Source organism: Delftia sp. WSY_22, from assembly GCF_043104185.1.
GTDB lineage: Bacteria > Pseudomonadota > Gammaproteobacteria > Burkholderiales > Burkholderiaceae_C > Comamonas > Comamonas tsuruhatensis.
This window is the reverse complement of sequence record NZ_JBICKN010000020.1, coordinates 37,063-58,768: the sequence shown is the minus strand read 5'-3', so window position 1 is coordinate 58,768 and position 21,706 is coordinate 37,063. Positions and strand designations below refer to the sequence as shown.

20 protein-coding genes are annotated in these 21,706 nt (G+C 68.5%); all 20 read right to left on the bottom strand.

Annotated elements, in window-relative coordinates; all coding sequences use genetic code 11:
- Positions 1-24 precede the first annotated feature (24 nt).
- The 20 genes from tssG to ACF8NF_RS12570 all read right to left on the bottom strand — a co-directional run bounded on the left by tssG (position 25) and on the right by ACF8NF_RS12570 (position 21,701).
- Positions 25-1,209 carry a type VI secretion system baseplate subunit TssG gene (gene tssG / locus ACF8NF_RS12665; protein ID WP_392450680.1) on the bottom strand — a complete coding sequence of 395 codons (1,185 nt, stop codon included), beginning with the start codon at positions 1,207-1,209 and terminating at the stop codon, positions 25-27.
- Positions 1,206-3,080, bottom strand: a complete 1,875-nt coding sequence (tssF, locus tag ACF8NF_RS12660) for a type VI secretion system baseplate subunit TssF (RefSeq protein ID WP_392450679.1) — start codon at positions 3,078-3,080, stop codon at positions 1,206-1,208. Before tssF ends, tssG begins: the two co-directional genes overlap by 4 nt.
- Positions 3,081-3,103: 23 nt before the next feature.
- Positions 3,104-3,658: a type VI secretion system baseplate subunit TssE gene (gene tssE, locus ACF8NF_RS12655; RefSeq protein WP_016453373.1), complete on the bottom strand. Its 555-nt coding sequence runs from the start codon at positions 3,656-3,658 to the stop codon at positions 3,104-3,106.
- An 11-nt stretch (positions 3,659-3,669) separates the two neighbouring features.
- Positions 3,670-4,116: a DUF4087 domain-containing protein gene (locus ACF8NF_RS12650; RefSeq protein ID WP_016453374.1), complete on the bottom strand. Its 447-nt coding sequence runs from the start codon at positions 4,114-4,116 to the stop codon at positions 3,670-3,672.
- A gap of 11 nt (positions 4,117-4,127) precedes the next feature.
- Entirely contained in the window at positions 4,128-4,937 is an 810-nt protein-coding gene (locus tag ACF8NF_RS12645) for a type VI secretion system accessory protein TagJ (RefSeq protein ID WP_074923203.1), read from the bottom strand.
- A 48-nt stretch (positions 4,938-4,985) separates the two neighbouring features.
- Positions 4,986-5,525, bottom strand: a complete 540-nt coding sequence (locus ACF8NF_RS12640) for a hypothetical protein (protein WP_392450677.1) — start codon at positions 5,523-5,525, stop codon at positions 4,986-4,988.
- A 29-nt stretch (positions 5,526-5,554) separates the two neighbouring features.
- On the bottom strand, positions 5,555-5,926 hold the full coding sequence (locus ACF8NF_RS12635) for a hypothetical protein (RefSeq protein ID WP_013802359.1): 372 nt from the start codon (positions 5,924-5,926) through the stop codon (positions 5,555-5,557).
- Between the two features lie 117 nt (positions 5,927-6,043).
- Positions 6,044-7,537 (bottom strand): type VI secretion system contractile sheath large subunit, encoded by a 1,494-nt coding sequence (tssC, locus tag ACF8NF_RS12630; RefSeq protein WP_012205676.1) that lies wholly within the window; start codon positions 7,535-7,537, stop codon positions 6,044-6,046.
- 28 nt (positions 7,538-7,565) lie between these two features.
- Positions 7,566-8,108 carry a type VI secretion system contractile sheath small subunit gene (gene tssB, locus ACF8NF_RS12625; protein ID WP_012205675.1) on the bottom strand — a complete coding sequence of 181 codons (543 nt, stop codon included), beginning with the start codon at positions 8,106-8,108 and terminating at the stop codon, positions 7,566-7,568.
- A gap of 123 nt (positions 8,109-8,231) precedes the next feature.
- Complete coding sequence (locus tag ACF8NF_RS12620) at positions 8,232-8,654, bottom strand: hypothetical protein (protein WP_016446989.1); 423 nt, start codon at positions 8,652-8,654, stop codon at positions 8,232-8,234.
- The gene (gene tssA, locus ACF8NF_RS12615) at positions 8,651-9,676 is read right to left on the bottom strand and encodes a type VI secretion system protein TssA (protein ID WP_160853092.1); all 1,026 of its coding nucleotides are present in this window, start codon (positions 9,674-9,676) and stop codon (positions 8,651-8,653) included. The genes ACF8NF_RS12620 and tssA overlap by 4 nt, the downstream gene beginning before the upstream one ends.
- 59 nt (positions 9,677-9,735) lie before the next feature.
- On the bottom strand, positions 9,736-10,440 hold the full coding sequence (tagF, locus tag ACF8NF_RS12610) for a type VI secretion system-associated protein TagF (protein ID WP_016453379.1): 705 nt from the start codon (positions 10,438-10,440) through the stop codon (positions 9,736-9,738).
- A complete protein-coding gene (tssM, locus tag ACF8NF_RS12605; protein ID WP_392450675.1) occupies positions 10,422-14,078 on the bottom strand; it encodes a type VI secretion system membrane subunit TssM in 3,657 nt (1,218 codons plus the stop codon). The genes tagF and tssM overlap by 19 nt, the downstream gene beginning before the upstream one ends.
- A 5-nt stretch (positions 14,079-14,083) precedes the next feature.
- Complete coding sequence (locus ACF8NF_RS12600) at positions 14,084-15,415, bottom strand: DotU family type VI secretion system protein (RefSeq protein ID WP_016446985.1); 1,332 nt, start codon at positions 15,413-15,415, stop codon at positions 14,084-14,086.
- A gap of 21 nt (positions 15,416-15,436) precedes the next feature.
- Positions 15,437-16,771 carry a type VI secretion system baseplate subunit TssK gene (gene tssK / locus ACF8NF_RS12595; protein ID WP_016453380.1) on the bottom strand — a complete coding sequence of 445 codons (1,335 nt, stop codon included), beginning with the start codon at positions 16,769-16,771 and terminating at the stop codon, positions 15,437-15,439.
- A 17-nt stretch (positions 16,772-16,788) separates the two neighbouring features.
- Positions 16,789-17,388 (bottom strand): type VI secretion system lipoprotein TssJ, encoded by a 600-nt coding sequence (gene tssJ, locus ACF8NF_RS12590; RefSeq protein WP_016446983.1) that lies wholly within the window; start codon positions 17,386-17,388, stop codon positions 16,789-16,791.
- 19 nt (positions 17,389-17,407) lie between these two features.
- The gene (locus tag ACF8NF_RS12585; protein WP_046240040.1) at positions 17,408-18,196 is read right to left on the bottom strand and encodes a PP2C family serine/threonine-protein phosphatase; all 789 of its coding nucleotides are present in this window, start codon (positions 18,194-18,196) and stop codon (positions 17,408-17,410) included.
- A complete protein-coding gene (gene tagH / locus ACF8NF_RS12580) occupies positions 18,193-20,367 on the bottom strand; it encodes a type VI secretion system-associated FHA domain protein TagH (RefSeq protein ID WP_392450674.1) in 2,175 nt (724 codons plus the stop codon). Before tagH ends, ACF8NF_RS12585 begins: the two co-directional genes overlap by 4 nt.
- Before the next feature lie 51 nt (positions 20,368-20,418).
- Positions 20,419-20,904, bottom strand: a complete 486-nt coding sequence (locus tag ACF8NF_RS12575; protein ID WP_267179153.1) for a TssQ family T6SS-associated lipoprotein — start codon at positions 20,902-20,904, stop codon at positions 20,419-20,421.
- Positions 20,905-20,912: 8 nt separating this feature from the next.
- Complete coding sequence (locus tag ACF8NF_RS12570) at positions 20,913-21,701, bottom strand: PEGA domain-containing protein (protein WP_392450673.1); 789 nt, start codon at positions 21,699-21,701, stop codon at positions 20,913-20,915.
- Positions 21,702-21,706 lie beyond the last annotated feature (5 nt).

Sequence of the window (21,706 nt, the reverse complement as noted above, 5' to 3'; positions counted from 1 at the left end):
GTGTGCGAGCAGGGAAGTGGTGATTCAGTGGTTCGGTGATTCAGTGGCTCGAGGACTGGGGCAGGGGCCGGTGCCGGGGCCGGGGCGCCGGCCCCGCACGGGCTGGCGGCGCTGGCGCAGCCAGGCTTCGGGGTCCAGGCGGAAGTCGCGCGCGTCCTGGGCGGGCTCGGCGTGGGTGAGCCAGGTGGTCCAGCCGAGCTGGGTGCTGCTGCCCAGCCGGGCGGCAGGCACTTCCTGGCGGCGCAGCACCAGCACATAGTCCCAGGCGTATTCGATGCCCAGGTAGTTGCGCACCCAGTCCACCAGGGTCTGGAACAGTGCGGCCTGGGGCAGCAGCTGACGGTATTGCTCCAGGCCCAGCGGGCCGAGCACCAGGCGGAACTTGCTTTGCGCATCGGGCACGCGCGAGCCCACGACGGCATCCACGCCCAGGCGCGAGTTGCAGGGGCGGCTTTGCAGCCGGGTCTGCTGCCCGGGTTCCAGCTCCAGGTGGTGCAGGCAGTTTTCTTCCAGCCGCACGGGGATCTGGAAGTAGTGCGACAGGGCTTGGCACAGGCCTTCGGGATTGCGTGTCCAGCGGGTCAGGTGGCCGGCCATGAAGCGCTTGGCGTGGTCGGGCACGTCGTCGCGTGCGCGCTGGCTGGGCAGGCCGGTGCCGATGAAGCTGTCTATGTAGCGGCCGAAGGGGTCCTCGCCGGGGCGGTCCAGCGATGCCGTGGGCTGGGCGTCCGACCAGGCGCGGAACAGCAGCAGCAGCATGCGGTGGTGAAAGATGTCGGAAAAACGCGCCAGCGTGGCGTCGTCATGCTGGCGCAGGCGCTCGCGCACGTATTCGGTGATGTGCGTGGGCAGCGGTCCGTTGGGGCCGTAGAGGCCGAAGTTCCAGACCGTCATGCGCTCGGGCTCGCCGGCGCGCGAGGGCAGGATCTCGGCGATGGTGGCGGGCGCGAAGGCCAGCGACGGGTCCTGGCCCAGGCGCAGCGGTTCGTCCTTGGGGCGCGTGGCCTGGCCCAGGCGCGGCAGGCCGGGGTGGCGCGCCTGCAGGTAGCGCAGGCTGTGCATCAGGTCGAACTGGTAGGGCCTGGCGCTCAGGCGCTGCCAGAACAGGCGCGCCCGAGCGTCCTCGGACGCGTTCGCCTGCACGGTGGGCAGCTCCGGGTCCTGATCGGGCACCGGCTGGGCAAGGGGAGCGTGCGCGGCGTTGCTCATATGCCGGGCCGTTGTCCGGGGCGTGGCGCCCAGTGCGCGACGGGGCCGCGCTGGCGAGAGTGCAGCTGCAGCTCGGTGAAGCTGTTGACGCCCACGTGGCGGGCAAAGAACCGCTCCAGCATGTTGGCCAGGGGCCAGGGGCTGACACCGGCCATGGCCGGCTCGTCCACGCTCAGGTGCACGCCCACGCCGCGCCCGTAGACGAGCTGGCGGTGCTGGGGCAGGCGGCGCGTGATGGGCTCGATGCGCATGCCCTGGATGGCGGCGATCTGTCCGGCCAGCTGGTGGTTGCCCAGGTCCAGGTACAGGCGCAGCAGCTCCTGCAGCGTGGCGGCGCCTTCCTCGTCGGACAGGTCGGTCATGGCCAGGTAGTTCAGGCTCAGGTGGGAGATCAGCCGCCAGGTGAGGCCGCCATCGGCCACGGCCGGTATCGGGGCGCTGGGGCCGGCGATGACGCGGGCCCAGTCCACCGGTGCCGACTCCTGAAGGGCAAAGTCGCCGCCCGGCTGGTTGACGCGCATGAGCAGGGGCAGGTCGCGGTTGGTGCACAGGGTATGCATGGACAGCTGCTTGAGCTCGTCGGAGAACGGCGCCTCGCGCTGGTCCACCAGCGAGATGAAGACTTCCGAGCCCAGGTACTGCGTGCGCGGGCCGCTGCGCAGGCTGCGTTCGGAAAACAGCCGGGGCTCGCGCCGCGTGGTGAAGTAGGCCTGCTCGGTGGAGTGCAGGCCGTGAGTGGAGGCGTACAGCGGCGCAAATTCACGGTCCTGCGTCTTGCCTTCGTGGTGGCCGGTGACGGCCTGCACGCCGTAGACCTCGAAGTCCAGCGGCCGCATGCGGTCGGCAACGACGTGGTATTCGTGCACGTTGGAGGCCACGTGCAGGCGGTCCGCCGTGTACTCGAACAGGTTGATGGCCGGAATGCAGTGCATCAGCAGCTTGGCCGCGTCGATCTGCGGCTCCAGCGTGGGCGCGGCGCGGCGCAGCAGCAGCGTGATGCCCACGCCGTCGTGGGCAATGCGGCGCATGCTGCGCGACAGACCGTTGATCGAGAAGAACCGCTGCCGCGCGGGAAACGCGAAGTACTCGTGCAGCAGCCGGTGGCCCTGGAAGGCGCGGTGCGAATAGGGAATCAGGGCCTGTTCGCTGTCATGGCCCTCGGCGCGCAGCGCATCGGGCAGGAGCACGTCCCAGACCTGGCGCGGGTCCTGCGGGTGGTGGACCACGATGGCCAGCGTCTGCGTGTGGATGAGCTCCTGCAGATGGGAAGCGACGACGTCGCCCGCATGGATGTACACCCACAGCTGGTCCAGCGCCACCTGCATGCACTGCGAGGCATCCAGCGTGGCCAGCTGCAGCCGCAGGTGGCCGCCGGCCTCGCCCAACTGGGGCACCAGCGCATGGGGCAGGTCCAGCGCCGGGCCGCCCAGGCGGGCCTGGCGTATCTCCAGCGGCCACAGCGTCAGCGGCCCGCCGGTGCGGAAATCGCAGATGGTCTGCTCTTCCTGCACCTTGTGGGTGCGCAGCACGCTGCCCGAGGGCAGGGTGAATCCATCGACCAGGTTGCCTTCCTTGGCACTGGGCTTGAGCTGGACCACCACCATGGATGGCGTGGGCGCCAGGTAATGGGGGCAGACCATTTCCAGCATGCGCTGGGACAGGCGCGGGAACTCCGCGTCCATCTTCAGCTGGATGCGTGCGCTCAGAAAGCTGAAGCCCTCCAGCAGGCGCTCCACATAGGGGTCGGCCACATCGGTGTCGTGCAGCGAAAGACGGCCCGCGACCTTGGGAAAGGCGGCAGCGAACTCGGCGCCCAGCTCGCGCAGATAGGCCAGTTCGCGGTTGTAGTACTCGACGAGGCGGGGATTCATGGTGTGTGTGGCGGCGTCCGGGCTCAGGCCCTGAGGTTTTGCAGCGAGACCTGGCCGGTCTCCAGGTCCAGGCTGGTCTTGAGCAACAGCTCCAGCGGATAGGGCATGGACCAGAACTGGCAGCGGATCTCGAACTGCAGCGTGTTGTGGTGGTTGAGCTGCTCGGTGGAGGCCAGCAGCGTCACGGCCAGCGTCTTGGGCAGGATGCGCGGCTCGAAGGCCAGGATGCTTTCGCGGATGCTGCGTTCCACATGGCCCCAGTCCAGCTCGGACAGCAGCTGGCCGGCCAGCGGCGGCATGCCGTAGTTGATGACCGAGCGCTGCACATGCTCCAGCCCCTCCATCTCCACGTGGTCCCAGGCATCACGCGCATTGAGCAGCCAGCCCAGGTCGCGCAGCAGGGCCTCGCGCAGGCGGGATTCGTTCACGAAGACCGCATCGGGCCGCTCGGTGCGCAGATGGGGCTCATGGTCGGTCAGCCGGTCCAGCAGGGCGGGCTGCAGCCGGTCCTTGGCTGCTGTCGCCTGGTTCTGGCGCGTGCGCAGCGTGGGCATGGGGTTGAGGGGACTGGGGCGCATGGCTTGTTTCTTCAGGAACCGGCCGGCCGGGCAGCCGCCAGGGGGTTCACGGGCTCCTTCGCCTTCAACGCCGGGTCTTGGCGGCAGGCGGAAAGAGGGCGCGAACGGGCAGAGAAGATCTGAACGATCTGCTCCTTGTCATCGGTGGACACCTTCATGCAGGCGCAGCCATAGCCGTGGCTGCCATGGCCGGTACGCACCCAGTCACGGTTTGCAAAGCGGGGCCAGTCACCCTGGGCCTGATGGCCGCCCTGCACGCCAACGGTCCAGTCGGTATCGCGATCGGTCAGCGAGGCATTGGCGGGCGTGGGATTGTCGAACCAGCCGCAGCGCAGGGCATTGGCCGGGCCGTGGCTGGAGGCCGATGCAGGCCACGGGCCCAGACACAGCAAGGCAGCCAGCAGCAAGAACGGGCAGCGCAGGGCTTGCGGGGACGCGGGGGCGACTGTTCCGTGCATGGCTTGCTCCGTCATCGCGTGGCGGTCTCCAGCGCCAGCTGGCGCACCTGCAGCATGGGAAAGTCCTCGGAGTCGGTGACCCAGGTGCGCTGGCCGTGGCCGGCCACGTGGCCCGAGGATTCGTCAGGCTCGGAGGAGCCTGAGTCCAGCGGGCTCCACTGCGTGCGGCGCGACATGCGGACGGCGTCGTCATCGCCGGGCGCCAGCGGATAGCGCGCGGGCATGAAGCCCTGCAGCGCGCCGCCCTCGCGCAGCGTGACCTCGCAGGGCAGCCAGATCAGGTCGCGCAGGTCCTGCACGGGCTCGAAGCCGATCTGTGCAATGGCGTCGAAGGGCAGCCAGTAGTAGCTGCCGTGGGCCAGCAGCTCGCAGACAGGGCCGAGGCGGGTATCGCTGTCGGCCAGCCATTCGAAGCGGTGCTCGCCCATGTGGCCTGCGGTGGCGGGCGCCTCGTCCAGGGCGCGGGCGCGCAGGTCCTGGGCAGCTGCTCCTTCATGGGCCAGGGCGTCGATCAGGCAGGCCAGCCATTGCGCGGGCTCGCCCATGAGAAAGGGCTTTTTCTTGCCGGCGAAGACCTCGGCGCGCAGCACCTCGCAGCGGATGGCCTCGCGGTAGGCGCGCGCCATGGGCTCGCACGAAGGGTCGAGCTGCGCGCACAGCTGCAACTGCTCCAGCGCCTTTTGCCATTCGCCCAGCACGCACAGCAGCTGGAAGTAGTAGACGCGCAGGGGCGCCGAGGCCGGGGCCTGGCGGATCTGGTCCTTCAGGGCCTTGAGTTGCTCGTCCAGGGAAAGCTGTGAGGTGAAGCTGGGCAGGGGCATGGTGAAAACGCAGGAAAAAGAGAGGGGCGGGGTGCGGCTGCGCCCCGGTCAGTCGTCGTAGGAGCGGCAGCCCCAGCGCACGGCGTCGGGCGCCTCGCCGGCCACATGGCCGATGACGATGCGCGGTGGCGTCTCGTCCAGGCCCTTTCTGAGCGGCATGGCGCGTGCGTACTGGGCGGGCAGCTCGCCAAAGCCTTCAAGATCCCAGCTGCTGCGCGCCTGCGGCCGGGCCTTGGTGCGCTGGACCAGCGCCTGCAGGCTGCCCGTGGCGCGCGCCGCGACAATGCTGCCACTGCCGCCGCGCACGGTGATGGAGGACACCTGCGTGCCATCGATCTCCAGCGGCGTGGCAAACAGGTAGAGCAGGTCCAGGCTTTCGCCGGGCGCGCGGTCCACCACGGTCACGCCCTGCGCGCGCAGGCGCTGGGCCAGCGCTTCGTCGCGGCCATCGGGAAACTCGATGCGGCAATGCAGGGCGTCGGTGAACAGGGTGGTGATGTCCGCTGCCGTGGCAGGTGCGGCTTGCACCGTGGCGCAGGCCGTGCCGGCCAGCAGCAGGGTGAAGAAAGCTTTGGAACAGGCGTTCATGGCGTGGCTCAATGGGCGCATCAGGCGCATCAGGGATGGCGGTAGATCTTGAAAGCGGGCTTGTGGGTGCGGTAGCCGGGGCCTGCCCAGAAGCCGTTCTGCTTGAAGTCCGAGATCCAGACGCTTCCGTCGAACATCTGCATGTGGCCGGCGGGCGATGAGGTGAAGCCCTGCATCACGGCCACATCGCCTTTCTTGTAGCCACCTTCGGGCATGGCGTCGTAGCGTGTGAAGCCGGCGGCCACCAGGCTGGTGCCGTAGTCCTTGGCATCGCGCGTGCGCTGCAGTGCGATGCCGCCAGCGCCGATCGCATCGCGCACATAGCGCGCGCAGTAGCCGGCCGAACTGGCGCGGGCATTGGTCTGCAGGGTGGCGACGGCGTTGTCTACATTCCAGGGCATGAAAAGCCTCTCTGAGTTGGGTCCTGGAGGGGAAAGCTTCTCCAGGCCTGTTTCTTGTTATGGGGCCTGGCCCTGGTGCGAGCGTGTCGGCACCAGGAGCCAGGTGGGCGGGCAGTCTTACTTCGCGCCCTGCTTCACGGAAGGCAGCTTGGACACCAGGCGCAGCGACACCGTCAGGCCTTCCAGCTGGTAGTGGGGGCGCAGGAAGAACTTGGAGGTGTAGTAGCCGGGGTTGCCCTCGACTTCCTGCACCTGCACCTCGGCGGCGGCCAGGGGCTTGCGGGCCTTGGTTTCCTGCGAGGAGTTGGCCGGGTCGCCGTCCACGTAGTTCATGATCCAGTCGTTGAGCCAGCGCTCCATGTCGGTGCGCTCGCGGAAGGAGCCGATCTTGTCGCGCACGATGCACTTGAGGTAGTGCGCGAAGCGGCAGCAGGCGAACATGTAGGGCAGGCGCGCCGACAGGTTGGCATTGGCCGTGGCGTCGGAGTCGTAGTACTCGGCGGGCTTGGCCAGCGACTGGGCGCCGATGAAGGCGGCCACGTCCGAGTTCTTGCGGTGCACCAGGGGCATGAAGCCGTTCTTGGCGAGCTCGGCCTCGCGGCGGTCGCTGATGGCGATTTCCGTGGGGCACTTCATGTCCACGCCACCATCGTCGGTGGGGAAGGTGTGGGCCGGCAGGTTGTCCACCGCGCCGCCCGATTCCACGCCGCGGATGGAGGTGCACCAGCCGTAGTACTTGAACGAGCGGTTGATGTTGACCGCCATGGCGTAGGCCGAGTTGGCCCAGCAGTACTTGCCGTGGTCGCCGCTGTCGGTTTCTTCCTCGAAATCGAATTCATCGACCGGGTTGGTGCGCGCGCCGTAGGGCAGGCGTGCCAGGAAGCGGGGCATGGCCAGGCCGATGTACTTGGCGTCGTCGGACTCGCGCAGGCTGCGCCACGCGGCGTACTCGGTGTTGGTGAAGATCTTGGTCAGGTCGCGCGGGTTGGCCAGCTCCTGCCAGGATTCCATCTGCATGATGGCGGGCGCCGCGCCCGAGATGAAGGGGCAGTGGGCCGCGGCGGCCACCTTGGCCATTTCACCGAGCAGCTCCACGTCCGGCGGGCTGTGGTCGAAGTGGTAGTCGCCCACCAGGCAGCCGAAGGGCTCGCCGCCGAACTGGCCGTACTCCTCTTCGTACACCTTTTTGAAGACGGGGCTCTGGTCCCAGCCCACGCCCTTGAAGCGGCGCATGTTGCGGTGCAGCTCCTTCTTGGAGATGTTCATGACGCGGATCTTGAGCATCTCGTCCACCTCGGTGTTGGTCACCAGGTGGTGCAGGCCGCGCCAGGCGCCTTCGAGCTTCTGGTAGTCGTCGTGGTGGATGATGCGGTTGATCTGCTCGGACAGCTTGCGGTCGATCTCGGCAATGATGGCCTGCACCGTCTGGTAGGCATCGTTGGACAGCGTGATCGCCGAGCCCAGGGCCTGCTGGGCCAGCGTCTGCACGGCCGCTTCCACGGCTTCGCGGGCCTGGTCGGTCTTGGGCTTGAATTCCTTTTGCAGCAGGCTGCCGAATTCGCTGCCGGCCAGCGCCTGGGTCGATTGTTCGAGTTGGGTTGCGGTATTCATGACGTGCTTGCCTTCCTGATGTGCTGCCTCAAGCCTCGGATGCAGGGCCCGAGGCCTGCGGGGCAGTGATATTGGGCGCGGCGGCCAGCGACTTGAGCAGCGCAGGGTCCTTGAGCACCTTGCCGATCAGCTCCTCGGCGCCCTGCTTGCCGTCCATGTAGGACAGCAGGTTGTGCAGCTGGGTGCGTGCCTCCAGCAGCGAGTTGAGCGCGCCCACGCGCCGCGCGATGGCGGCGGGGGAGAAGTCCTCCATGCTCTCGAAGCTCAGGTCGATGTTGAGCTTGCCCTCGCCCGTCAGCGTGTTGTCCACCTGGAAGGCGACGCGGGGCTTGATGGACTTCATGCGCGCATCGAAGTTGTCGATGTCGATTTCCAGGAACTTGCGGTCGGCGATCTCGGGCAGCGGATCGACGGGCTTGCCCGACAGATCGGCCAGCACGCCCATCACGAAGGGGATCTGCACCTTCTTTTCCGAACCGTAGATCTCGACGTCGTACTCGATCTGCACGCGCGGCGCACGGTTGCGCGCGATGAATTTCTGACCACTCTTGCCGGTTTTGGTGAGCGACATGCGGGTGTTCCTTTCAAGAAAAAAATGGGTCGCAGAAGTAAAAAGCCTGGAGTCCCGCCTTGCGGCGGACCGAAGGGCTGAGGGCGCAAGAGGCCGTGTGGAAACAGGTGGACGGGGTGGGTGTCATGGGGCAGCCGGCTCCTTGAAAGCGAAGTCCGGGTCCAGCAGATCCGTGCATTCCTCGCAGTAGAGGTAGGCGATGGAGCGCTTGTTCTCCGTCGTCCCCCAGCCGGTGCCGCTGTCGATGGTCAGATTGACCTGGCGGCCGCCCTTGAAGCGCACGACGGCACGGGCACTGCAGCTACCGGTTTCATAGGCATGCGCGTAATTGAACTGGCTGCTGGACTTGGCGTGGCGCAGGAAGTAGCGCGCGCGCTTTTCGTCAATGCGCAGTGAATCGCAATGGATGCGGGGGTCTTCGCTTTTGGCGGTGCCGTCGCGGATCGTGATGCGCTCGATGGCGTTTGCATGCCGTGCACCGGCATCTGCGAAGGCTGGCGTCGAGAGACCCACGCCCAGGGCCATGAAACAGCATTTGGCCTTCATGTCTGCTGCTCCTGCAGGTGGGCGCCCGTGATCACTTCCACCTGGGCCAGGCTGTCGGGCGACAGTTCGCGCAGGATGTCCATGAAGCCCATGCGCATGAAGCGGGCGGCGCGGCGGATGAGCAGGGGGGCGGGGTTGGAGGGCTCGGTGCGCTCCACGAAGGCGGCGATCTCCAGCAACTGGGCAATCGCCTGTTCGCGGTTGCGTGCCGGGGTGTGGGGGGTGCCGGGCGCGGGCTGGGATGCCAGGCCGTCCCCGGTGCCGGCCTGTGCGGCCGGATTGGCTTCGGCGGCCGTGTCGGCGTCGCCCGTGGTCTGGGGCAGCCATTGACCGAGTGCCAGCAGCAGCTGGCGCAGGCCGTCGAGCTCGGGCTGCTGGTGGCTGGGCAGGTGCTGTTCGCAGCAGGTGCGGATCCGGTCGAGTTCCTGCAGCGCAGGGGTGACGGCCAGCAGGGTTTCGTGGCCCTCGGCATGTGCGCGGGCCGAGGCCATGCGCAGCTCGTCGGCGGTCAGGTGCGGCAGGTCCTCGGGCACGTTGCCCTTGGCCATCAGTTCGGCGTCGCGCACGCTGATCTGGCCGAGGGCTCCGCGCAGGAAGTCGGCGTTGCGCAGGTCGCGCACAAAGCCCGTCACGTCCGACAGGGTGCCCAGGGCGTTCATGCGCATGAAGTAGTCGTCGCCGTCCTCGGGCAGGGGGTGGACATGCTCCCAGTGGCGCTCCAGCAGGGCGGCGCACAGCTGCAGGCCCTGCAGCGTGCCGGGCAGGCCGTGCAGGATGGTCCAGGCACGGCACAGCAGCACGGCCACGCGCAGGTCCTTGGTGCGCTGCATCAGGGCCGAGGCCTGGCGCTCCACGTCGCGCCAGTCCGGTGGCTCGGCGGGGATGACGGTGTCGCCGAACTGCTGTTCTACCTTGCCCTGCGCAGCGCTTTCCATGGCCTGGAAATCGTTGTCATAGGTAAGGTCCGGGCCGCAGGGCGGCTCGGCGGCGGTCTCGGTCAGCAGGTCCTGGATATTGGCCATGGGCGGGATTCGATGTGGCTTGGGGTTTGGTGTGCAGGGGCCGTGCGCTCTATGCGGGTTCAGGCGCCCTTGAACAGCCGGGTGAACAGGCGGCGGTGCAGCACTTCGTGCTGGACCACTTCGTCAGGGGCGTGGCGCGGCGTGGCCGAGATCCACCAGACGGAGGTGGTGGAGCCCGGGCGCATGCAGGCGCGCCAGTCCATGCGCGGCAGGCGCGCGGCGTTGCCCTGCGAGGCGCCCATGTCGAGGTCGGCCAGCAGGCTGTGGATGGAGGTGCTGTCCGGCGCGCTGCGCTCCTGCTGGAACGGCCATTGCAGGGTGGCCAGCCGCTCGTCGAGCTGCTGGGCCGACAGGGGCAGGCGCCGCGCGTCGATGAGCGCATCGCGTGCGCCGCTCAGAAAGCGTTCGATGTCCTGGTCCGACGCCGGTATGCCGGAGCTGCCGTCCACCGTGGCCATGATGGCCAGCGGAAAGAGCCTGCCGATGCGGTCGGAGCTGGGGCCGATCACGCCCACCATGGACTGGCCCAGGATGGAGGCAGGGCACAGGAAGAACCACAGCGGCGAGTGCACGAAGCGCGTGGACCAGCCATCGGCCGCATCGCTGCGCAACTGGTCCATGCCGTTGCGCAGCCATTCGTCCCAGCGCATGGTCAGTGCGTGGGGCATGCGCCTGCCGACGAAATCGCCCTGGCTGGGCAGCTTGCCCCACCAGGCGGCGCATGGCCGCTGGACAGTCATGGCGTTCACAGCCGGTCCGGACATTCGAATTCCTCCATGGCCTTGAGCCGGAATGGGTTGAGGACGCTGCTGGTGGTGACTTCCATGCGCAGCTTGCGCCCGTCGATGGTGAAGATGGCCGTGAAGCGCTCGGGCGAGTTGCCCGGCAGGATCTGGGCGCGGTCGAACAGGCGGTGCAGGGCCCAGGGGCCTTCGGTCACGATGCCGGTGTTCTGCGCGCCGGCCGCCGTGATCTGCAGCCGGGCCTGGCCGGTGCCGCGCGTGCCGGGCCAGGAGACGGCCTTGGGGATTTGCGGGCCGTGCTGGTAGCGCACGATCTCGCCGTCCACGTCCAGCACCATCTGGGAGATGGAGGCGTCCATGTCCAGCGGCTTGATCTCCAGCCGGATGCCGGGCGTGTTGCCGCCTGCGCGGAAGAACACGTCGCGGATGGAGGCCGCGCGCTGGAAGGCGGCCAGCGAGGCAGAGCCCCCCACCGGCGTGCCGTCCACACCCTGCTTGAAGGTCCAGGGCACGGTGGAGATGTCCACCATGGTCTGCAGCTGGGTGCGGAAGAACTCGTCCATGGTGCCGCCGGTGGCGAACAGGCGGGCGAAGTCGTCCGTGGTCACGTCGCGCGTGGCGCTGCGCGTGAAGGGGTAGCGGCCCAGGATGGCTCGGCGGCAGAAGTCGCCGATGGTGGCGTTGAGGTTGCCGCCCAGCGTGCTGCGCACGCTGCTTCCCACGAAGGACGAGGTGGAGGTGGCCAGGGCCTCGTACATGCTGTTGAGCGGAGGCGGCACGCGCTTGGCCTCCGAGCGCACCTTCTCCAGCGTGCCGCTCAGCGAGGGAGGCACGCCGCCGCCCTGGATCACCTGCTGGCGCGCCGAGGCGATGACGGCCGCCGCCTCGTTGAGCACCTGCAGGCTGGCGGTGATGGGCGCCGGGCCCGAGCCGTTGCTGGTGGCAAGGCGCCGGTATTCGCGGAAGCGGAAGTCCACGATGTCGGCCTCCAGCGTGCCGGTGGCCAGCATGCCGCCCACGTTCAGCGGCTTGCCGGTCAGGCGGCTGAGCTGGTGCTGTTCCTCGCGGATGCGCTGCAGTTTCTCGCCCAGCCAGCTGCTGGTGCTGCCCGAGCTGCCGCCTTCCTGCTGGTCCGGGCGGCGGGCCAGCGTGGTCTCGCGGGCCACGGCGCGGATGAACTGCTCCAGGCTGGAGTTGGCGGACGAGTACAGGCGGGCCTGCTCGCCGGCCTGCTCCAGCGAGGCCGTGCGTATGGGGCGGATGTCGGCCAGGAAGGTTTCCCACAGGCGCGCGTACTCCATCAGGTACAGGCGCTTGACCTCGTTGGCCAGCTGGCCCGTGAGCACTTCCTGGGCCACGCTGCGCCGGCCTTCGGCCTGGCCCAGCACCCAGGTTTCCTCCTTGGCCAGCAAGGTGGTGACCTTGGGCAGCTCGTGCAGGAAGAGGCCGTGGTAGCCGTCATAGGTGAACAGGCCGCTGATGCCCTGGGTGAGCGGCTTGCCGCTGGCACGCGCAAAGACCTGGGGCGCCTCGGGACCGCTGGCACGCACCACGCTGAAGTCGGGCGGCAGCTTGTCGCCGGTGTTCAGCAGCTGCTTGAGGCGGCTGTAGGCACGCTGGGCGGGCGACATCTGGGCCAGGCGCTGGCGCACTTCGGCGACCAGGTTGGCGTCGATGGGCTGGGCGGAGACCACCACGCGGCCGTCGATGAGGCGGTCCAGGTGCTCGGACAGCTGGTCCACCAGGCCGGCCTGCACCAGATGCTGGGGCAGGGTGTTTTCCCAATCGCTGCGCAGCCAGGCCTTGACGAAGGTGGCGTCGAAGTGGTCGGGCTCGTAGAGCATGAGATAGGCCTTGAGCGTTTCGTAGCTGGCCTCGGGGCTGCCGGTGCTGACCTGGCGCAGCGAGCGCGCGACATGGCTGCTCAGGCGCGGCAGCCAGGCGTCTTCCAGCAGGCGCAGGTAGGTGGCGTGGGCGGCCGTCTGCACCTTGGGCACCTGCAGCAGGCCCCAGCGCCAGCCCAGCGGGGCTGATTCCTCGAAGCGGCTGCTCTGCGCCACGCGCGCCGCGTGGTTGAGCATGGGCACCAGGGCGACCACGTTGTCGGGATCGGTGGCCTTGGATTCCTCCACGGCCTGGCGCAGCGTGCCGGCGTTGTCGGCCACTTCGTTCAGGTAGCGCTGGTTGTTCTCGTAGCTCAGCGTCCAGGCCAGGGCCGCGCCGCCCAGGGCCAGCAGCAGGGCGCACAGGCCGGCGGCCTGCAGCAGGCGCAGCTGGCGCTCTTTCTTGGCGTTGCGCCCGGTCAGGCCGGACTCGTTGAACATCACGTCCTTGAACAGCGACTCCAGGAAGTAGCTGCGGCCCTGCTGGGGCACGGCATCGGCCGGCAGGCGGCCGCGCAGCGCAAAGCGGCGCGACAGGGCCGACATCACGCGGTCGAAGGGCATGCCCTCCTGCGTGCCGCTGGTGAAGTAGACGCCGCGCAGCAGCGGCTTTTCCTTGAAGCGCGAGGCGGAGAAGGCAGCATCCAGCGTGTCGCGCACCACCTCCTTGAGGCCGGCAAACTGCTGGGGCAGTGCGTAGAGCAGGCTGCGGCGCGCAAGGTCAGGCTCGGTCATCAGCCGCTGGGGCAGCAGGCGGTTGATCTGGGCGACCAGGGCGTCGAATTCCTCCATGTACAGGGCGCTGGCGGCCTGCGGGTCGCTGGCGGGCGAGCGCTGGGTCTTTTCGTCATAGGGATAGGTGAAGCCCCAGACCTGGGCGCGCTCCTCGCGGCTCATGGCGCCGAAGAACTCGTTGAAGCCCGCCAGCAGGTCGCTCTTGGTGACCAGCACGTAGACGGGAAAGCGGATGGTCAGCTCCTCGCACAGCTCGCTCAGGCGCAGGCCGATCAGCTGGGCCAGCTGGGCACGCTCGGTATCGCTGCTGCTGAGCAGCTCCTGCACGCTGAGCGTGACGATGACGCCGTTGACCGGCTGGCGTCCGCGAAAGCGCCTGAGCAGCTGCATGAAGCCCTTCCAGGCAGCCTTGTCCTGCTCCGCATCGCTTTCCTGGGTGGTGTAGCGGCCGGCCGTGTCCAGCAGCACGGCCTGGTCGGTGAACCACCAGTCGCAGTTGCGCGTGCCGCCCATGCCGGGGATGGCGCGCTTGCCGAACTGGGCCGCCAGCGGGAAGTCCAGCCCCGAGTTGATCAGGGCCGTGGTCTTGCCCGAACCCGGCGAGCCGATGATCAGGTACCAGGGCAGCTGGTAGATGTAGCGCTTGTTCCAGCGCCCGAACAGGCCGCCTTCGGTCTGGCCGAAGCGGGTCTTGCTCAGCGTGTCCAGGGCTTCCTTGAAGCGGGACTCCAGCTCGGCCACTTCCTCGGAGCCGGCAGCGGGCGTGCCGTCCGCCTCGCGCGGCGAGGTCAGGCGGGACAGGCCGGTCATGAGGTGCTCGTTCATGCGCTGTGCGCGCCACCATTTCAGCAGCAGGCGCAGGAACCAGAGGATGAACAGGCCGGCGATCAACCACCAGCGCACGGTGGGGCTGCCCAGCGGCTGGTAGGGCTGGATGAAGACGAGGGGGCCGACGAACCAGATGAGCAGGCTCAGGGCCACCAGGCCCAGAAGCTCCAGCATGTAGCGGTTGAACAGCCATGAGGCGATGCGACGGATCATGGGGGTCAGTTCCTGGTCTCGGGTGCGGCAGGCAGGGCCTGCAGTTGCTGGTCACGCTGCTGGGGCGCGACCAGCAGGACGATTTCCACCCGCCGGTTCAGCGCCCGGCCTTCGGCCGTGTTGTTGGGGGCGACGGGGTCGCTGTCGGCACGGCCCTCGGCATGCAGGCGCTGGCGGTCGCGCAGCGAGCCGCCCAGCATCTGGGACACGGCCTGGGCGCGCTCCTGCGACAGGTTCCAGTTGGACGGGAAGCGCGCCGTGCGGATGGGCAGGTTGTCGGTGTAGCCATTGACGATGACCTTGCCCGGCACTTCGTCCAGCGCCGCGGCCACGCGGTGGATGACCTGCACGTAGCGGGGCTTGACGACGGTGGCAGCCGGGTCGAACAGGCCGTCGCCGCGCAGGATGACGGTGCTGCGGTCGGCTTCGTCGCGCACGCTGACCAGGCCTTCGCGGATTTCGGGCTCCAGGAACTGCCGCAGCCGCGGCTTGATGGTGGCCACGGTGGCAGCCGCCGAGGTGCGCGGGAACCGGATCTCGTTGATGGCGGCGAACAGATCATCCGAGCTGTTGGACAGCCGGTAGCTGAACCACAGGTAGATGAAGAACGCCAGCAGCAGCGTGATGGCTGCCGCCACCCACAGCGGCACCATGGCCCAGGGCGGCGAGGCCAGGCGCTGCACGCCGCGCCAGTGCACGGACAGCAGGCTGCTGCGGTCGCCGCGCGTCGATTCGATGAGCTGCAGCAGGCGCGCCTTGAGCGTCTCCAGCTGGGCGCGGCCGTTGTCGATCACGCGGTAGCGGCCTTCGAAGCCCAGCATCACGCAGTAGTACAGCAGCTCGATGAGGTCGATGTGCTGGTGCGGCGTCTGCACCAGCCGGGCCAGCAGCTGGAAGAACTTCTCGCCGCCCCAGGTTTCGTTGTGCAGGGCCACGAGCAGGCTGTAGTGAGGCCAGATACCTGCGCTTCCCCAGGGCGTCTGGGCGGCGGTTTCGTCGAGCACGGTGCAGATGCAGTAGCGCGCGCCGATGATGGTTTCCATGGGCACGCCGCTGGCGCCGGCACGCTGCTCGAACTCGCGTATGTGTTCGAGCAGCAGCTGCTGCAGCGCGCGCGGGTCTTCGTTGGTGACCATGGCGCGGATCTGGGGGATGAGGTTCAGCAGCTGGTTGGCGGCGGCCACCAGCGGGTTGCCGCCGCTGACCACGTCGGGCAGATTGGAGCGCAGCGGCTCCTGGCCGGCAGGCGCGGGCGAGGCGCTGGCTGCGCCTTCGGCACGGCCCGCGTCGCCGTCTCTCCCCCAGGGCATTTGGTGGCTGATGTTGGAACTGTTCATGTCGGAAGATGCGTCGCGCCGTCAGCGGCGGATGGCCCAGAACTCCAGCTGCAGGTCGGGGAATTCGCCGGAGACGTGCATGGCAAGGCCGCCGGAGCTTTGCAGCTGGTTCCACAGGTCGTGCGTGGTGTCCACCTCGAAATAGTTGTAGCCCGCGTGGTAGGGGATCTCGCGCGGGGCGATGGGCAGCGGCCGCAGCGTGACGCCGGGCAGGTGCAGGTTCACCAGGTCGCGTATGCGCTCCACCGGGCCCAGCTTGGTCTGGGTGGGGAAGTGGGTGCGCAGGAATTCCGGCGTGGTCTGGGCATGGGCGGCCAGCACGAAGTCGCAGGTGGTCAGCAGCTCGGTGGACGGGATCAGCGCCACGCGCACGCCGTACTGGCGGTCGTGCAGCGGGATCTGGATGGCGTTTTGCTCCAGCACCGAGGACAGACTGCGCCGCAGCTCCAGCATCAGTGGCGGAAAGCTGCGCCGCAGGTCGTCATGGTCGTAGGCGGGCAGCACCTCGGGGCGGCGGCGCTCGTGGTCGAAGGTGGTCAGCTCGGCGGCCAGGCGCAGCAGTTCCTCGAACAGGCGCTCGGGATGGATGCTGCCGGTGCGCACCCAGTGCTGGGCGGCGCCCGTCCAGTGGTTGATGAGCTGCAGCAGCAGGAAGTCGCCGACCTCGCCGATGCCGCCGCGCTCGGGCTGGATCATGCGCTGGGCCAGAACCTCGCCGCGCTGGCGCAGCAGGCCGTGGATTTCCTTGCAGAAGGTATTGAGCACCGAGCTGGGCCCGTTGTTGACCACGGTGGGAATGAAGCCGGGCTCCAGCAGCACGCCTCCGCTGGCCTGGCGCTCGACCACATGGGCCACGGGCAGGCTGACCCAGCCTTCGGTCAGCTCGTGGGCGGGGCGCAGGCTCAGGCGCAGCCGGCCCAGCTGCACCTCGGCGGGCTGGGCGCCCACGTCGTTGCTGTCCGCCACTTCGGTCACGTCACTGAGATAGCGCGCGGGGCTTTGCGTGCCTTCACCAAAGGTGACCTCGCTGCCCGACAGGCGGCGCAGCGGCAGGGCCAGGTGCACCACCACGTCCTTGAGGTCCTTGCCGATGTCCAGCGGGGTGGGCGCCTCGTCGTCGCCCGGCAGCTGGAACGGCGTGCCGTCGGGCAGTACGCCGTGTGCCGAGCGTATGCCCAGCTTGCCCATGCGCAGCAGATCGGTGTCCAGCTCCAGTTCCGAGAAGCCCCAGAAAAAGGGCTGTCCCGGCAGGCTGCGCGACTGCAGTTGCCGGAACAGGAAGCGCTCCTGCTGCTGGAAGTGCTGGGGCCGAAGGAACATGCCTTCGGCCCAGATGACTTTGCGTTGCCAGACCATGGTGGATAGATGTGCGTTTATTGGGATGCGGGTTGGATGCGCACGGTGACCTCCTCGCGGGTCAGGTGCACCTGGTAGCGCACGGGCTGCAGCTTTTCGGTGGAGCCCATGCCCCACCAGCGCCTGCGCAGCTCCACGGAGTTGGGCGCGGCGGCCGAGGCGCGCCAGGTGCTGCGCTCCAGATCGCGGTAGGCGGCGAACAGGCCGAAGGCGCGCACATCGGGGTTGCCCTTGCGCTCAATCACCTGGCGCTGGCCGGGCGCGATCAGGAATTCCTCGCGCCGTACGAAGTCGCTGCCCAGCTGGCCGTCGTCCTTGTCCTGCAGGTCGAAGAAGCCGGCGCGGTCGAAGGCGGCGGAGGCGCGCAGCTCGTAGATGCGCAGCAGCACGGGCTTGGGGATGCCTTCGCGGTCGGGGTTGATGTCCATGTCGGCCACCACCTCGAACACGGCGGCGGGCACGGCCGTGGGCGCCACTTCAGGCGCGCGGCTCAGGGGATTGAGGGAGCCGCAGCCGGCCAGGCCGGTCGCCATTGCCGTGCCCAGGCCCAAGGCGCCCAGCGTTTGCAGCGCCTGACGGCGCGCTTGCGGTACATGCGGTGCATGCGATTTCCACATGGCTTCTCCTGTCTCGATATCAGTCATTGGTGTCACGCGGGCAGATCCACACCGTCAGCGCGCTGAGGTTGTCCTGGTGCGGATTGCCGCTGGATACGACGCGGCCGACCATGCGCTGTATCCATTCGTCGGGGCGCTGGCTCGCGGCCAGCAGCTGCTCCATTTCCGACTCGTGCATGCCTTCCCACAGGCCGTCCGAGCACAGCAAAAAGACATCGCCGGGCTCCAGGGCCACGGCGGCGGAGCGGATGCTAGGCGGCACCTGGCCTTCGGCACCGATGGCGCCGGCCAGGACGTTGCGGTTGGGCAGGCGGCGCGGGTCGTTCTCTTCGTACAGGCCGGCGTGCAGCAGCTGCTGCACCAGGCTGTGGTCTTCGGTGCGCAGGTGCATGCGGCCTGCGCGGAACCAGTACAGGCGCGAGTCGCCCCAGTGCGCCCACAGGGCGCGGCCCTGCCCGGGGTCGATGCACAGCACCACCACGGTGGCGCTCATGTGCATGCGCGAGGCCGAGGTGGACTGCTGGCCGCTGACGCGGTGCTCCGCCTGGGAAATCAGGGAGGCCAGGCTGGCAGGGGCGAACAGCGGGTTCTCCCGGAAGCCCTCCAGCACGGCCTGGACCGTGAGCTGGGCGGCAAGTTCGCCATGCCCGTGCCCGCCAGCCCCATCGGCCAGGGTGCAGCACAGGCCGCCGGCGCCCAGGTCCATCAGGCCCATGGCGTCTTCGTTGCTGGAACGCCTGCCGCTGTGGGATGCGCTGGCCACCTGGATGCTGTAGCGGTGGCCGTCTCCGTCAAGGTAGGCGATCACGGCTGGCCTTTCACGGACTGCTCGGCGTTTTCGTAGGCCTCGACGAAGGTGCGGCCCGAGAAGGCCATCAGATCGTCCTCGGCATGGCGGCGCAGCACGTCGAAGTTGTGCTTGTAGTCGTCCCACAGCGCAGCCTTGCGGCCATTGGTCAGCAGCTTGTCCAGCAGGCCGGGGTTGGTTTCGGTGCGGCGCTCCAGCTCGGTCGGATCGAACCGGGTCAGGGCCTCGGCATAGGCGGCGCGGATGCCGGCCATCAGGGCCAGCTGGTGCACGTGCAGATCCTGGAAGGCGTCCTGCATGGCGGGCAGCGGCTTCATGAAGCCCGGGAAGGTCTGGTGGACCATCTGCATGAGCACGCCCTCGGAATTGGGCAGGAACTTGAGCGGATTGTTGGCGCCCGTGGCAATGATGGTGACGCCGGCACGGAACTCGCGCTTGATCTCGGAGCGCGCCGCCAGCAGGTCGATGGTGCCCTGCACGGCAATGCGCAGGGCTTCGCCGAAGGTGCGCATGAATTCGGGCGTGACCTCGAAATGGGTCTTGGCCGGGTTCAGGCCCGCGCCTTCCATGAAGGCCGTGGCCAGGGCCTGCAGGTCGGCGTGGGCGGCGCTGGCGGCCGGCTGGGGCTGCACCGGAGCATCGACAGGCGCGGCGGTGCAGGGCAGGGTGCCGACGGGAATGGCGGCGGCGCCCTGGCCGAGGATGCTGGAGGCTGCGTTGAAGTGGGCGCTGGAGGCTGCGTTGAAGTGGGCGCTGGAGCTGGTGTTGGCGGGAGCGGTGGCAGCGCTTGCGGCAGAAACGATGGCTGGCGCAGCTTGGCCTGCGCCGGACTGGAAGATGTCCAGGTCCAGCCCGTTGGTGGGCAGCAGTCCGTCGAGCACGACGGGCTCGGCGGGGATTTCGGGGGCCGTCGCGGCAGCGGGGGCCGTGGCCATCGGTGCAGCAACTGGTGCAGCGGCAGGTAAGGGAGCTGATACGGCAACTGGTACGGCAGCTGGTGCGGCCTGAACCTGTACAGGTTGCTGTGTCTGCGCCGCAGGCGCCAATGACTGCTCCAGGCCGGCCGGCTGGGCCGGCGCCGCTGCACCCTGTGCAGCAGGCTGCGCAGGCGGCTGCATGCGCGGCAGGTTGAAGGCCTGGCCCAGCTCGGAGCCCCGGCCCGATGCCTGTTGCAGCGGCGCTGCGTCGGCGGGCAGGCCGCCCTGGTCGAACAGCGCGAGCGGATCGAGCTTTTGCGATGCCTCGAAGCACGAAGGCAGGCCGGTATGGGAGGCGTCATGCAGTGCCTCGGTGCTCAGGCCCTTGAGGGGAAGCGTTTGGACCATGCCGTCATGGCGCTGCTGAATCAGCTCGCCCTTGCCGTGCGAGGGCAGGCCGGCCCAGCCTTCTTCCTGCTGCCGAGCCTGCTCGGGCGGCGGTGCAAAGGGGTCGAAATCATTGGGAATCAGCAGCGGGCGGTGCTGCGGCCTGGCCGGCTGCGGCATCGCCATGGCCGCTTGCTCGGGGGGGATTGCACTCTGGGCAGAAGGCGCAGGCGGGGTCTGGATGTCATCCAGGCTCAGCGCCGTCAGGCCTTCCCAGGGATCGGCGATGCCGGCGGCGGCTGGAGGCAGAACGTCTGCCAGTGGCGCAGCTTCTGCCGGCCCCGTTGCTTGCGGCTGCAGCGGGCTGTCAACTGCGAGGGGCTGCTGGATCGGTGGCTGCGGGATTGCCGTGACCGGCGAGGGAACCGATGGCGTTGAGGGTGCTGAGGGCGCAGAAGGTGCTGAGGGCGTCACAGCCGCTGCAAATGCTGCGCTGGCAGGCGCCGGCACGGCTGCACCGGGCGAGGCCGGTGCCTCGAAAGGGGTGCCCGGCGCCACGGCGGCCAGGGTGTAGGCGCCGATGCGGATGCGCGCGCCCAGTGTCAGGGCCACTTCCTGGCCCGAGCGCACGGGCTGGTCTGCCACCCAGATGGGATCACGCTCGCTCAGGTTCGCAACAAAGGCTCCCTCGGAATCGAGCCTGACCATGGCGTGCACGCGCGCCACGGAAGCGTCCGGATCCGAGATGATGAGCTTGTTCTGGCCACTGCGTCCGATCGTGCCGCCTGCCATGCCGAATACGGCATACCAGTGGCGGTCGACCGCAACGCCATCGTGGTCCACGACCCTGAGTTCGATTTTGTCCATGGAGTCTTAGGCTAGGCAGTTTTCAGGAAGCGTCGGGGGCCTCGGCAGGCCTCAGGAGGCCTTGCGCGCGGGCGCCGGGCGCTTGTTGCGCAGCGCGGCGCGGGCATTGTTGAATTCCCGGCCCCAGGTGGGATGGCCCTTTTCGGCCTCGGTCAGCTGGAAGGTGGGGTCCAGGGCCAGGGCCATGTCGAAGTGCTGCCGGCAGGGCTTGCGGCGGCCTTCCACGCAGTGGCTGAAGGCGATGTACTTGAGCGCCTTGACCTGGCTGCTCATCGGCAGCTCCTGCGCGGTGGACAGGGGCGTCAGGGCCGTGATGGCATCCTCGTAGCGGCCATCCACGTAGAGCTGGATGGCCTCGACCAGCTCCTGCTCCTTGATCACCACCGGGTCCACGGGCTTGACGGGCTCGACAGGCGCCTGCACCACGGGCGATGCTGGCTCGGGCTCCACCGGCTTGGGTGCGGTTTCGCAGGCGGCCAGCCCGAAGGCAACGGCAAGGGCAAGGGTCAGGCGCTGGAGGGAGTGAGGGATATGCATGGACATGGTCATCGGGCATCAAAGTCATGGGAAAGGGTCACCGACTGGCCGTCGGTGATGCGGATCACCTGCCGATAGCTCTCGAAGCCGGGGTTGCGCAGTTCCACCGTGTGGGAGCCTGGCGCCAGCTTGAGCAGCACGACGGGAGGGGTGACGCCGGACGGCTTGCCGTTGATCAGCACGTTGGCCCAGGGGCTGACCCTCAGGCGCAGGTTGTGATCTGTCCGTGGCGTCTCAGGCCGTGCGGCCAGTGCGGCGGAGCGCACCGGGGCCGAGCCCGATGTCAGTGCGGTGATCGATGTGATCACGCGGCTGTTCAGTGCAAAGCCGCCGGCCGTGGGCGCTGCGGGTGCCACGCGCAGCCGTTGGGCGGCAGGGCAGCGCTGGGTCCAGCGTTCCTGGGCGCGGCTGTAGGCGTCCCGCCACGGCGTACCCGTGGTCTCGTAGGCCTGCAGCGCAAAGCCGGGGTGGGCGGAGAACGCGGCGTCGAAGGCGGCCTCGCAGCGCGCCCATTCCTTGTGCGTGCAATAGGTGTAGGCCAGGTACTTGTGGGCGGAGGCCCGCTCCATGGGATCCGCCAGCCCGCCAAACAGCGCAGCCTGCAGCGCACGCTCGGCCTGGGCCAGGTCGCGCGCCTCGAACAGCGCAATGCCCTGCGCCAGCTGCGGGCGTCCTGCCGAGCCGGTTTGGGCCGGCGCGGCCTCCTCGCATGCCGCCTGGGAATGCGCCAGGCAGGGCAGGCCGAGCACTGCAGTGCACAGCATCCATCGCCAGCGGTGGTTCATCAGTCGAGCCATGCGCC